We start from the raw sequence: 13,116 nt of genomic DNA on the forward strand, positions 1-13,116 counted from the left end.
TTTCAGTACTCCTGAATTTCCTGTCGGGCCAAGACGGCGGGCGCACCCGCCGCCGGTCCGGAATCGGCTGTTAGTTGTTGCCGAAGAGGTTGTGGTCGGCGCCCGTCTTAACGGGGTTCTGCGCGGCCGGCTCCGCCTTGCGGACCGAGGCAGTATAGGACGAGTCGACCGAAGCGGCCGCCTGGTTGCCTTCATTCCGGTTGTAATGGTCGCTACCAGCAAAGGCGTTGCCGGAAATTGCCAGAAGGGCCGCGGCAGCGAGAACAATCTTTTTCATTTTTGCTACTCCAGTATTTTTATTCAGTCCGTCTAGCGGCGTGTCTTGGGAATGAAATCGCGTCGTTCGGACAGCGCTGATTTGGGTGAGCCGACCGCTGGATTCCAATCACGAAGTTTTTCCGGCTGGACCATGAATCCACACCTTGAAATTGTCATAAGCATGCCTATCATTATATTTTTCTCTTTTTGATTCAATAAGTTATGTGAATTGGCCGCTTGGCTCACCGAGTGTGTCATAGCGACAGCGTTCACCCCGTCTTGCACGCACCGTCAACGAAAACGAACCGTTCGGTTCGATTTTAGAGTCCGCTAATAGTCACTTTTTGATACTGTTAACCATTTTGCCCCCATTGCGACGATCGATTCGACTGGCTCTGGGGCCAGGATCCAGACCGGGGCGAGCGGATGTCGCCTCACAAGCCGCCCGTGTCGCGCCGCATGGATGCGATGTCGCTTTCATGCCGACGGCGCTGCTTGCTCCGTGATTAGATCAGGCCATCTCAGGTGCCGCCGCGTCGTGACGGGGTGGAGAATTGGGAAGCCGGTCGAAATCCGGCGCTGCCCCCGCAACGGTGGTGGAGTGAAGTCGCAACGGGAGACCACTGGGCCTTGGCCTGGGAAGGTGTCGCGACCGCCCGCAAGGGCAACTCCAGAGCCCGGAAACCAGCCAGGGACATTTTTGAACTCGACTGATCGCGGTGGGCGATCAAGGGGCGGATAGCGCATGCCGGTCAGCCGGCGGCAGCCGTTCTTCTCCATCTCCACCAGTTCAGTCCTTGACATGAGGACAGGACATGGATGCGCGCAACGACATGCTGAGGCTCTTGCAGAGCCGCAAGCCGGGCTACTCGCTGGAGCAGCCCTTCTACACGGACCCCGGCTTCTTCAGGCTCGACATGGAGCTCATCTGGTACCGCGACTGGCTTTTCATCGGCCATGACTGCGAGCTGCCTAAGCCGGGCAGCTTCGTCACCGTGCAGATCGGCGATTATCCGGTGGTTCTGGTGCGCGACCAGCAGGGCAAGATCAACGCCTTCCACAATTCCTGCCGGCATCGCGGCAGCCGGGTGTGCAACACCGACAAGGGCATGGCCGCCAAGCTGGTCTGCCCCTACCATCAGTGGACTTACGAGCTCGACGGCCGGCTGCTCTTTGCCCGCCAGATGGCCGAAGGGTTCGACAAGAGCCGGTTCGGACTGAAGCCGGTCGCCTGCGAAAGCGTCGGCGGCTACATTTTCATTTGCCTCGCCAGCGAGCCGGCCGACTTCGCGCCGATGCGCGCCATGATCGAGCCGTATCTTCTGCCGCACCGCCTCAGCGAGGCGAAGATCGCTTTCGAGTCGACCATCATCGAGAAGGGCAACTGGAAGCTGGTCTGGGAGAACAACCGCGAGTGCTATCACTGCGCCGGCAACCATCCCGAACTCTGCAAGACTTTCCCGGAAGCACCCACGGTGACCGGCGTGCACGGTGCCGAAAGCGATCCGGAAATGCAGGCGCATTGGGCGAAATGCGAGGCGGAGGGCCTGCCCAGCCGCTTCCGCATCGATCCGGCCGGCCAGTATCGCGCCACCCGCGCGCCGCTGCTGCGCGATGCGGTCAGCTATACGATGAACGGCAAGCGCGCGGTCCGTAAGGATCTCTCGGCCAATGTCAGCGCCGACCGTATCGGCACGTTGATGCATTACCATTACCCGGCGACGTGGAACCACATCCTCATCGACCACGCGGTCACCTTCCGCGTGCTGCCGATCAGCGCCACCGAAACCGCCGTGACGACCAAATGGCTGGTGCACAAGGATGCGGTCGAGGGCGTCGACTATGACCTCGCCGAGCTCATCCATGTCTGGACCGAGACCAACGACCAGGACCGGCGCATCGTCGAGGAAAACGCCTTCGGCATCCTGTCGCCGGCCTACGAACCCGGCCCCTATTCGGAGCTGCACGAGGGCGGCGTCATCCAGTTCGTCGACTGGTACGCGTCCTTCATCGGACCGCGCCTTGGCGAGCGGGACCGGCCGACGCTGCGCAGCGTCGCCTGAGGGCTGGGAGATGAACGCCATGACCGAACTCGGCCTCTACCGCCATCTCGACGAGATGACGCCCTGGAACGACCGGCTGCAGGTGCTGGAGGTGATCGGCGTCAGCGACGAGGCGCCCGACGTGAAGACCTTTGCCTTCCGCTCCGACAACCAGACCTGGTTCCGCTACAGACCGGGCCAGTTCATCACGCTGGAATTGCCGACCGCCAACGGGCCGCTGATGCGCACCTATACGCTGTCGTCGTCGCCGTCGCGGCCATTCTCGCTCGCGGTGACGGTGAAGGCCCAGGGCGGCAGCATCGGCACGCGCTGGATGTTCGACAACCTGAAGCCGGGGGCGCTCGTCAAAGCCTACGGGCCCGCGGGCGATTTCTCGCTGCACAGCCACCCGGCGGCAAAGTATCTGTTCGTTTCGGCCGGTTCGGGTGTCACGCCGATGATGTCGATGCTGCGTTGGCTGAACGACTGCGCGCCGTGGACCGATGTCGGCTTCGTCAATTGCGCGCGGCGGCCCGAGGAGATCATCTTCCGCAGGGAACTCGAATTGCTCGGCACCCGCATGCCCGGCCTCTCGCTCGGCTTCATGATCGAGGAGCGATCGAGCCGCGAAGGCTGGTTCGGCCATATGGGCCGCATCGACGCCATCCGGCTGCCGCTGCTGGCGCCCGATTTCCGCGAACGCGAGATTTTCTGCTGCGGTCCCGATCCTTTCATGCGCGCCGTGCGCCAGATGCTGGACGCTTCAGGCTTCGACATGAGCCGCTACCATCAGGAGAGCTTCGCCGCGCCCCTTGTCGAGGAAATTGTGGCACCCTTCGCACCGGCGGATGGCGCACATGTATCCGTCGACGCGGCGACACCCGTCCGCTTCTCGCTTTCTGGCGTCGACGCCGAATGCGTTGGCGGACAGACCGTGCTGCAGACGGCACGCGCCGCCGGTGTCAGGATCCCGGCAGCTTGCGAATTCGGCCTTTGCGGAACCTGCAAGGTCAGGAAGGCTGCGGGCGAGGTCGCGATGGACCACAATGGCGGCATCCTCGACCACGAGATCGAGGATGGCTTCATCCTGGCCTGCTGCTCGAAACCATTGTCGGCGCTGGAAATTGAGGCCTGAACCGCGAATCAATCCCAAAAGGTCGAAATTGGCGCCGACTTGCCTTAAATCGGCGTTCAAACGCCATAACGCTCGGTGCGGATAATCCTTGCCGGAACGCCGGCACCGATCAGCGCCTCGGCAGCGGCCGAGACGAACGCGTTCGAGCCGCAGACATAGGCGAGCCTCGGCGCCTTCGGCAGCCGCTCGATGGCCTGCACCATCATCCGGGGGTCGACGCGCCGGGAATAGTCGGAGGGCCGCCTGGCCGGTTCGCGGGTCAGCGTCAGCACCAGATCGAACCCATCGCGGCGATCGTCGAGGTCGATCAGCTCATCGCGGAAGATCACCTCGTCCCAGACCCGCGCCGAGAACACCAGCGCAACGGGCACCGCCTTGTTGCGCAGCGTGCGATGACGCACCATCGCCATCAGCGGCACGACACCCGATCCGCCGCCGACCAGAAGGATCGGCCCGCCGTCGCTCTCCTCCCAGATGAAATGGCCGCCCAGCGGTCCGCGCAGCTCGATCTCGTCGCCGACCGCCGCCACGTCGTGGAAGAACGGCGAAACCTCGCCGTCGTCGAGGCGCTCGATCGCGACCTCGATGCCCGCACCGGCCTCCGGCGCAGAAGCAATGGAATAGGAGCGGCGCGCCTGATAGCCGTCCGGCGCCGTCAGCCTGATGTCGACATGCTGCCCCGCCAGATGGGTGAACGGCCGCGACGGCTGGAACCAGAAGCTGGTGACGCGCGGGGTGCGCTTTTCGATGCGGGTGATCTTGGCTGCCTGCCAGGGCGATTGCGGCGACGGCCCAGCGCTCATGGTTCGCCACTCACAGGGCCGCTCCTCACGGATCGCTCGAATAGCGCTGCTCGCGCCACGGGTCGCCATACATGTGATAGCCGCGCAGCTCCCAGAAGCCCGGCTCGTCACGCTCGGTGAACTGCAGCCCGTTCACCCATTTGGCCGATTTCCAGAAATAGAGATGCGGCACCAGAAGCCGCGCCGGCCCGCCATGGTCGGGCGCTATCGGCTTGCCCTCATAGAGCAGCGCCACCATCGCCTTGCCGGAAACAAGGTCCCTGGTCGGCACATTGGTGGAATAGCCGTCGAAGGACAGCGCCAGCGTGTAGGCGGTCGGCGGTTCGATGCCGGCGTCGGCAAGGATGTCGTCGATCATCACGCCTTGCCAAGGCGTGTTGAACTTGGTCCAGGCCGTGACGCAATGGATGTCGCGCGTCATCTTGCTTTGCGGCAAGGCGTTGAATTCGGCCCAGTTCCATTTCTTGAGCGGCTTTGGCCCCTGCTTGAGCGTGAAGGACCAATCCTCGGGGCGCAGGCGCGGCGTCGGCCCCGCCGAGAGAACCGGGAAACCCTGTTCCAGATATTGGCCCGGCGGGATGCGCGTGTCGGTGTCGGAAGGAGGACGCCGTCCGGAAAAGAAGCCGCGGGTGACCATCGAGACATCCCTTACGCCAGATTTGGCCTTGCGTTGGATTTAGCCTTACGCCGGGTTGGCCGACCGCGGGGAGTGTTCTCGAATACGCCTCGGGGGGCAACAGGAATCTTGCAGGCAAAGCCCACCGGAGACGCCGGCGGGCTCTGCCCGAAGCGTTGCTCAGCCTGCGGCGAAGGGCACGGCGACGAAGATCTGCGCGTCGCCGCGATCGATCAGCAAGAGCACCGACTTCTTGCCGGACTTGCCGGCCTGGGCGATCGCCTGGTTGGCCTGCCTGGCTGTCTTTACCGGCGTCTGGTCGACACCGACGATGACATCGCCGGGCTGGATGCCGGCGGCCGAGGCCGCCTTGTCCGGATTGACCTGCTCGACCACCGCGCCGCGCTGATTGTCAGCGAGGTTAAGCTGCTGGCGGATGTCGGGCGTAAGGTCGGTCAGGCCAAGGCCGAGCGACGGCACGCCCTGTCCGACAGACGGCTTGCCCTGCTCGCCAGTGGAAGCGGTCTGCGCATCCTCAGTGTTGCGCCCGACATCAGCCGCGATCTGGAGCGCCTTGCCCTTGCGCCAGACATTGACTGTCTCCTTGGCGCCAGGCGCGACATCGGCCACGGCGCGCGACAGGTCCTTCGGATCCTTGATCTCGTGGCCACCGAAGCCGGTGATCACGTCGCCGATCTCGATGCCGGCCTTGGCCGCGGGCGAGCCATCGGTGACCGCGGCGACCAGCGCGCCGCCCGGGTGATCGAGGCCCATGGCGCTGGCGACATCCGGTGTGACGGGCTGGATCTGCACACCGAGATAGCCGTATTCGATGTTGCCGCCCTTCATCAGCTTGGCGACCACCTTCTGGGCCTGATCGGACGGAATCGCGAAGCCGACGCCGACACTGCCGCCATTCGGTGAAAAGATGGCGGTGTTGATGCCGATGACGTTGCCGGAGACATCGACAAGCGGGCCGCCGGAATTGCCGCGGTTGATCGGCGCATCGATCTGGATGAAATCGTCGAACGGGCCGCTGTGCAGGTCGCGGCCACGCGCCGAAACGATGCCGGCCGTGACCGTGGTGCCGATGCCGAACGGGTTGCCGAACGCCAGTATCTGGTCGCCCGGCATGAGCTTGTCGGAATCGCCCCATTTGACGGTCGGCAGAGGCCTGTGGGACTCGACCTTGATGACGGCGAGATCGTTCTTGGTGTCACTGCCGACAAGCTTGGCGGGAAGCTCGGTGCCGTCGTCGAGCGTCACCTTGATGGAGGTCGCGCCGTCGACGACGTGATTGTTGGTGACTATAGTGCCGTCCGAGGCAACGATGAAGCCTGAGCCGAGCGCCTCGGCACGCGGCGCCTGTTGCTGCGGCGGTGTCTGGGGTATCCCCTGCTCGCCGAAGAACCGGCGCATATATTCATCGAAAGGTGAATTGCCGTCGAAGGGAGAGGCGTCGGCGGAGCCTTGCGGCTGCGCCTTCGTGACGGTGGTGACGGTCACCACCGCCGGCTTGTCGGCCGCGACTATGGGAGCGAACGAGCCGTTTGGCGCCATTATTCCGGCAACCGGGGTCTGGGTCGTCGCAGCCACGGTGCTCAAGCCGCTGTTGCCCTCATTTTGCGCAAAGGAGATGACGACCGGGGTGACGATCAGCGCAGCGCCCAGCAGGGCCGCGACGCGATGTCTGCGAAGTATGCTTGATGGTGACATGGTCGTTTCTGTCCGGGCGAGAGTTGATCCTGCGCCGCGGGCATTTTTCGAACGAATCACCCGTCGGCGTGTCGGCGACCGGACTGCCTGTCTCGCCGGGCATGGCAGCCGGCCGGATCGACAATGAAGCATTTAGGGCGGGGAATGGCCCGATTTAGGGTTTTGGGTCGACCTTACGAAGATTTAATTCAGAGAACGCTTACAAACCGCTCCCTCCGGCGCAGGTAGGCGGACGCGATCTCGCGCATCCTCGCGCCGTCGAAGCTCGGGCCGTGGCCGCCATGGCCGATGCGGATCGGCAGGTCGAGCAGGCGCTGCATGGTGCGGCAATAGGCAGCACGGTCCGAATCCGGCAGATCGTCGATCAGCATGCCGTCATAGATGGCGTCGCCAGCGAGGAATAAGCCGTCGGCCTCATCGAAAAGCGCGATCGAATCCGGCGAATGTCCGGGCAGATGCAACACGCGGAATTTTCGGTCGCCGAGATCGACGATGTCGCCCTCGTCGAGCGCGCGCGTCAGCTGCGCAGGCGGAATCCGATAGTCGGCCGCCTTCCAGCCGGGCGCCGGCAATTTGGACACGGCGCCATCGAGATTATGGAACATGTAGGCATAGGTGACGGCATCGTCCATGCCGTCGAACTGCGCCGCGCTCATCTTCGGCCCCATGCGCAACGGAAATTCGTGCAGCGAGCCGACATGGTCGAGATGGATGTGGGTGGCGACGACGATGAGCGGCTTGCCGGCCGGCGTGTCGATCTCCGGCGCCAGCGGGCAGATGCCCATGCCGGTATCGACCAGAAGGTCGGCATCGCGACCCCTGAGATGCCATATGTTGGCGCGCACGAAATCATGCACGAAGGGTTCGGTCAGCATCGTCGTGCCGGCATCGACTATAGCCTTGCCGAACCAGTCGCCCACCACAAGCTCGCCCATCAGACGAACGGCTTGCCGATCTTGTATTTTTCCGGCACCAGCCGCTTGAGGTAAGCCATGCCGGCTTCTGAAAGCTGGTTGACGTCCGGCTTCATGAAATCGTCGGGCATGTGGCGCGTCTTGCCGGCCACCGCCTTCAGCGGCACCTTCTTCAGCACGATCTTCGACCCGTCATATTGGATCGCGACCGAGCCGCCGCCTTCCCCTGCGACGGCAACCGCGAAGGCACCGGCATCGAAGGCTTCCCTGGCGTCGACGGCACTGATCGCGCCGACATAGCCGCGCGGCATATAGCCAAGCGCGTCAACCCGCGCGCGCTTGCCCGGCAGGCCTTCGGCCAAGGCCCGTTCAAGCGCCGCCGGCAGGTCGCTGCCCGACAATTTGACGTTGCCATGCTGGTCGCGCTCGAGCTTTTCCGGCGGCACAAGGCTCTCGACCAGCGCCTTGCCGTCGGCGGTGCTGACGCCTTCGGAGACGGCGACGATGCAACGATTGTGGCGGTCGAGCGTCTTGCGCACGTCGTCGATGAAGCGCTTGGCCGAGAAGGCCCGCTCCGGCACATAGATCAAATGCGGGCCGCTGTCGGGATCGAGCTGCCAGGCGGCCGAGGCGGCGGTGAGGAAGCCGGCATGCCGGCCCATGACGATGCCGACATAGATGCCGGGCAGGGCGCGGAAATCGAGATCGACCGACAGGAAGGCGCCGGCGACGAATTCGGCCGCCGAGATGAAGCCCGGCGTATGGTCGTTCTCCTCGAGGTCGTTGTCGATGGTCTTTGGCGCATGCACGAAGGCGATCGAGCCGCCGGCGGCATCGGTCAGGATCTGCTGGGTACCCGAGGTATCGTTGCCGCCGATATAGATGAAGGCGTCAGCGCCGGCCTTTTTCAAGCCGTTGAGGATGACTTCGCAATAGGCGGCGTCCGGCTTGTCGCGGGTCGAGCCGAGTGCTGCGCTCGGCGTGCCAGCGATCAGCCGCAGCTGGTCCTCGGGGATGGCGGAGAGATCGACATAGTTGCCGTCGCGGATGCCGCGCACGCCGTGGATCGAGCCCAGCACCTTGGCGCCGGGATGGCGCTTGCGGATCTCCAGTGTGGCGCCGACGACGGTCTGGTTGATGACGGCGGTCGGGCCGCCGCCCTGCGCGATGACGAAGGTTCCGGCCATGTTCTTTCTCTCCCGAGGCGAGGGTTTTCAGGGCACCTTGGCCTGTCTTGCGGCATCGCGCAACGGGTGAATGGACTGGAGAAAGAGATCAGACGACGACGACCGGGTTCTTCTTCGAAACGCGGCTGTAGAGGTCGATAATGTCCTGGTTGATCAGCCGCACGCAGCCCGATGACATCGCCTGGCCGATGCTCCACCATTCGGGCGAGCCGTGGATGCGGTAACCGGTGTCCTTGCCGTCCTGGTAGATGTAGAGCGCCCGCGCCCCGAGCGGGTTGGTGAGGCCGCCGGGCTGGCCGCCCTGCCATTTCACCAATTCGGGCTTGCGCTGGATCATTTCCGGCGGCGGCGTCCACACCGGCCACTCCTTGCCGTATTGGATGTTGGCGCGGCCCGACCAGCGGAAGCCGTCCTTGCCGATGCCGACGCCGTAGCGGATGGCGTCGCCGCCCGGCTGGACCAGGTAGAGCATGCGCTCCTGCAGATGGACGACGATGGTGCCGGGCGCCTCGCCGGTCTTGTCGACGACGATCTGGCGGCGGAACTGCGGCTTGACCTTCTTCCAGGGCACCTCCGGCACCTGGAAACCGCCATCGGTGAGCGAGGCGTACATGATGTCCGGGCCGGTGATATTCTTGTCGACGCTGATCGCCGGCCGCATGGGCGGCACGGAACCGGTGACGGTGTTGTCGAGCTGCATTTGCGGCAGGTCGAGCGTCTCTGTGGTGCTGCAGCCGGCCAGGCCGAGCAGCGCCATGGCTGCGCCCGAAAGCACGGCGCGGCGGGAAAGCTGAATTTCGGTATCGATCGCGGCGCCGTTGGAAGACGGCGTCAGACTTTGCGGCAACTCGCGCATACACCAGATCCTACGCTGCCGGCGGGAAGCACGGTCCGGCCGGATCGCAGGCATTTTCGCCATTCATGGTTGAAAAAGCGTGAAAGCAGTGGGGTCCGGCTTAACCCTAACGGATCGTTGCGCCGGCAGATGGGCCGCCCAGGCATTGAGGATTTTTCAAAGGGCTCTTTACATTTCCGGCGACCCAAGGATTTATCCTTTTCTTTGCGCTCAAGGAGTGGGGAAATGTCCTTCGAAAACTGGGCTGCCTTTGCCGCCGCCTCTTCCATCCTTCTCGTCATTCCGGGTCCGACGATCCTGCTGGTCGTCTCCTATGCGCTCGGACAGGGATGGCGCACCGCGCTGCCGATGGCTGTGGGCGTGGCGCTCGGCGACTTCACCGCCATGACGCTGTCGATGCTCGGCATCGGCGCGCTGCTCGCGGCTTCGGCGACGGTGTTCACGGTGCTCAAGGTTATCGGCGCCGGCTACCTGATCTATCTCGGCATAAAACTCTTCCGCGCCGGCGGCGCGCTGAAGGCCGAGCCGCGCACCGATGCGGTGTCGGCGGCAAGGATGATGGCGCATGCCTGGCTGGTGACGGCGCTCAACCCGAAGAGCATCACCTTCTTCGTCGCCTTCCTGCCGCAGTTCCTCGACCGGCATGCGGATTTCTGGACGCAGATGCTGATCTTCGAGACGACTTTCCTGACTTTGGCCTTCCTCAACGCCTTCGGCTACGCGCTGGTCGCATCCAGGGCCCGCGCGATCGTGCGCAACCCGAAGGCGATCCGCATCTTCAACCGCACCGGCGGGACATTGCTGGTCGGTGCCGGCATCGCCACGGTGGCGATGCGGTCGGGGAATTGAGGGTCAAGAGCAGGTAGCTCGTGCTAACCGCTCTTTTGCCGGGCGTTTGCGCTGCCCCTCATCCGGCTGCCGCCACCTTCTCCCCGTGGACGGGGAGAAGGACGATCACCATTTGACACTGAGACCCAGATTGCCTTCCAGCACGCGGCGTTTGTCGCCACCGAGGTTGGTCGTGTAGTCGCCGGTGGCGAAGACTCTCACCTTGTCCGTCACCTTGGCGACCACGCCGCCGCCGAATTCGAAGGAGGTGGACCTGCTCTCGGTCGAGATGTCGGTGCCTTCGAAATCGACGCGGTCGGTGCCGCCGAAATCGTGCCAGAGGTTGGCTTTGAGATATGGCTGCAACGCCATGCCATTGAGCAGCGTCTCGCCTTGCAGCCTCAGTCCGATCCTGCCGGTGATATTGTCGTCGGAATCGAACGACACCGAGGAGAACCGGTCCTTGGCATCGTCAAGCGACAGATGCTGCCAGACCAGTTGCGCCTGTGGCTCCAACGTCCAACCCTGGGCGAGCGCGACCGGATAGCCGCCTTCAAGCGAAGCGGTGACCCCGGTTCCGCCGACATCGATGCCGATATCCCGCGACGACGTGGCCGAGCCGCCGAAGAACGTCGCCATCAGCACGCCGTCCAGGTACCAGCCGGCCTTGCCGATGCGGGTCCAGTAGCCGCCGACGCTGGTGCCGGTGACGTCGAGGCTGCCGACGGCGAGGCCATCCTGTCCCAGCGCCTGGCCGCGCACGTCGCCATTCATGCTGCCATAGGCAAGGAACAGGCCGGCGCGGTCGACCGAGCCCGAGGCGGTCTCGCGGCCGACAAGATCGAAGCCGGCCTGGAGGCCGAACAACGTGCCGTCAAAGGATGGCGAGACTGTTCCCGACCAGTCCATCTTGGCGTCCTGGCCGAAGATGCGGCCCCAGACGGGCTGCAAATCGGTGTCCGACGACAACAGGCTCTGCTCGCCGCGCCGTTCATGGAAGGTGCCGAGCGTCGCCATCGTCAGGTGGTCGGCCACCGGCGGCACGGCCGAATAGACCGGCACCTCGACGCGGTAGAGCAGGATCTGCTGGCCAGGCGCCGGCGTCGGCAGGTCCGGCACGGCGGTCGGCACCGGTGGCGGCGGTGGCGGCGGGTCGGCGGGAGGCGCTTCCACCGGTGCGGGCGGCGCTTCGGGGGCGTCATCGCCGGCTTGCACCGGCGGCGTCGGATCGACCGGCGGGTTGTTGATGTCGCCCTCGGTCGGCACCGGCACCGGCGGCAAATCGGACGGCGGCGGCGGCGGCTCGGTTTCGGGAGGCACAGGCTCCAGTGCCGGCGAAGGCTCGGCTTCCGGCGGGGCCGCCGCAGGCGATGTCGGCGTTATCAGCGTCGAACGCAGATACCAGTTCTCCGCGCTGCCGGCGCTGACGCCACCCTTGAAGAGGTAATATTCGAAGGCGCCGGCGGCGACCGGCGCGTCGAGCGCAAAGGCGCTGGCGCCGGACGTGGCGCCGTTGATCGCCTGGACGACCATGATGCCGTCGGCCGTTGTCTCGGCACCGGCGCCGCCGGCATTGATCACCGCGATGCCGGTCGAGCCGGAGGCCGCGCCGCCCGACAAGACGAGCCGATCGGAAGCGGAGGAATCGTCGCCAAGCTCGGTCTGGATCAGCAGCAGGCCGCCGAGCCCGGTGTAGTTGCCGTTGATGGTCAACCGGTCAGTGGCACCGGTGCCGCCATTGGTCAGGTCGATGCGGCCGGCATTGATCACATTGGCCAGTTGGCCGGACGTGAAGGCCTGGATCGACGCGTTGAAACCGCCGCCGTAAAGCGTGCTTGCCTGGTCGACATTGAGCGAGCCGGTGCCCGTGCCGCTGTCGCCGAGCAAGAGGTTGCCGTCCAGCGTCAACTCGGTGTCGTTGGTGGCGTTGATGGTTTCCCAATTCTGGACTCTGGCAATGCCATCCAAGTCGACATTGTCGAATGTCAGCGTATCGGTGCCGAGACCGCCATTCAACGCGTCGGCGCCGCCGAGATTGGCCTTGGTGAGGTTGCTGAGCTTGGCAGTGTCGTTGTCGGCGCCAAGATCGACGCTGCCATAGATGATGCCGCCGCCGTCCCAGACGAAGCTATCGGACCCAACGCTCATCAGCACGTCGCCGCCGACGGTGCCGCCGGTGATCGTGACACTATCGGCGCCGCCGCTGACGCTGATGTTGCCGCCGATGATGCCGCCGGAGAGGATGATCGTGTCCTGGTCGAAGCCGGTGACGAGATTACGGTCGATGGTGCCGCCGGACATGTTGAAGAAGTTCTTGTCGAGCTTCATGTTGACGCGGCCAATGCGGCCGCCGGTCATCACGGCACGGTCGCCGTCGTCGAAGAAATCGACGATGCGGCCGCCGCTCATGGTGAATGTGTCGAGCCCATCGCCCTGGTTGAGCGAGCCGATCAGGCCGCCGCTCATGTTGAAATCGTCGATGCCCGCACCCTGCTGGACATTGCCCGTGACCGTGCCGGACTGCATGTCGACACGGTCGACGCCGGCACCGAAAGTGACGTTGCCGCTGATCTGGCCGGTGCCGCCGGCCGGGAAGGTCAGCGTATTGTCGCCTCCGGTATCGGTAAGGCTGCCGCCCGAATCGCCACTGTCGCAAACAAAGGTGTCGTTGCCGGCCGTAGGGGCAAATATGCATGCCGCGAAGGCTGGCGCGCCAGGCAGAAATGTGAGTGCGGTCGAGGCGAAAAGGCCGATCACCCAA

11 protein-coding genes and 1 riboswitch are annotated in these 13,116 nt (G+C 64.5%); of the genes, 3 read left to right on the forward strand and 8 right to left on the reverse strand.

The annotated features are described in order from the left end of the window. Positions 1-70 precede the first annotated feature (70 nt). The gene (locus tag YU3_RS0127440) at positions 71-277 is read right to left on the reverse strand and encodes a DUF680 domain-containing protein (RefSeq protein ID WP_027169219.1); all 207 of its coding nucleotides are present in this window, start codon (positions 275-277) and stop codon (positions 71-73) included. A 487-nt stretch (positions 278-764) separates the two neighbouring features. Further along, positions 765-966, forward strand: a riboswitch (cobalamin riboswitch). A 107-nt stretch (positions 967-1,073) separates the two neighbouring features. Between YU3_RS0127440 and YU3_RS0127445 the strand changes: the two genes are divergently transcribed. Further along, on the forward strand, positions 1,074-2,321 hold the full coding sequence (locus YU3_RS0127445) for an aromatic ring-hydroxylating dioxygenase subunit alpha (RefSeq protein WP_027169220.1): 1,248 nt from the start codon (positions 1,074-1,076) through the stop codon (positions 2,319-2,321). Positions 2,322-2,340: 19 nt separating this feature from the next. After that, on the forward strand, positions 2,341-3,435 hold the full coding sequence (locus YU3_RS0127450; RefSeq protein WP_027169221.1) for a hybrid-cluster NAD(P)-dependent oxidoreductase: 1,095 nt from the start codon (positions 2,341-2,343) through the stop codon (positions 3,433-3,435). A 56-nt stretch (positions 3,436-3,491) separates the two neighbouring features. Here the strand turns inward: YU3_RS0127450 and YU3_RS0127455 are convergent, their stop codons facing one another. The 6 genes from YU3_RS0127455 to YU3_RS0127480 all read right to left on the reverse strand — a co-directional run bounded on the left by YU3_RS0127455 (position 3,492) and on the right by YU3_RS0127480 (position 9,428). Then, positions 3,492-4,238, reverse strand: a complete 747-nt coding sequence (locus YU3_RS0127455; RefSeq protein WP_027169222.1) for a ferredoxin reductase — start codon at positions 4,236-4,238, stop codon at positions 3,492-3,494. Between the two features lie 25 nt (positions 4,239-4,263). Beyond that, on the reverse strand, positions 4,264-4,875 hold the full coding sequence (locus YU3_RS0127460; protein ID WP_027169223.1) for a molybdopterin-dependent oxidoreductase: 612 nt from the start codon (positions 4,873-4,875) through the stop codon (positions 4,264-4,266). 159 nt (positions 4,876-5,034) lie between these two features. Further along, complete coding sequence (locus YU3_RS0127465) at positions 5,035-6,570, reverse strand: DegQ family serine endoprotease (protein WP_027169224.1); 1,536 nt, start codon at positions 6,568-6,570, stop codon at positions 5,035-5,037. Positions 6,571-6,758: 188 nt separating this feature from the next. Next, the gene (locus YU3_RS0127470) at positions 6,759-7,505 is read right to left on the reverse strand and encodes an MBL fold metallo-hydrolase (RefSeq protein ID WP_036259692.1); all 747 of its coding nucleotides are present in this window, start codon (positions 7,503-7,505) and stop codon (positions 6,759-6,761) included. Further along, positions 7,505-8,671: a diphosphate--fructose-6-phosphate 1-phosphotransferase gene (locus YU3_RS0127475; RefSeq protein ID WP_027169226.1), complete on the reverse strand. Its 1,167-nt coding sequence runs from the start codon at positions 8,669-8,671 to the stop codon at positions 7,505-7,507. Before YU3_RS0127475 ends, YU3_RS0127470 begins: the two co-directional genes overlap by 1 nt. A gap of 88 nt (positions 8,672-8,759) precedes the next feature. Beyond that, on the reverse strand, positions 8,760-9,428 hold the full coding sequence (locus tag YU3_RS0127480; RefSeq protein ID WP_245273680.1) for a L,D-transpeptidase: 669 nt from the start codon (positions 9,426-9,428) through the stop codon (positions 8,760-8,762). Positions 9,429-9,752: 324 nt separating this feature from the next. On the opposite strand from YU3_RS0127480, the gene YU3_RS0127485 reads away from it, so the two are divergent. Then, positions 9,753-10,376, forward strand: coding sequence for a LysE family translocator (locus YU3_RS0127485; RefSeq protein ID WP_027169228.1), 624 nt, complete (start codon positions 9,753-9,755; stop codon positions 10,374-10,376). A 105-nt stretch (positions 10,377-10,481) separates the two neighbouring features. On the opposite strand, the gene YU3_RS0127490 is transcribed toward YU3_RS0127485, so the two are convergent. After that, positions 10,482-13,112: an autotransporter outer membrane beta-barrel domain-containing protein gene (locus tag YU3_RS0127490; protein ID WP_245273679.1), complete on the reverse strand. Its 2,631-nt coding sequence runs from the start codon at positions 13,110-13,112 to the stop codon at positions 10,482-10,484. Between the last annotated feature and the right edge of the window lie 4 nt (positions 13,113-13,116).

The sequence above is a fragment of the Mesorhizobium sp. WSM3224 genome (assembly GCF_000427725.1).
In the GTDB taxonomy this organism is placed as follows: domain Bacteria; phylum Pseudomonadota; class Alphaproteobacteria; order Rhizobiales; family Rhizobiaceae; genus Mesorhizobium.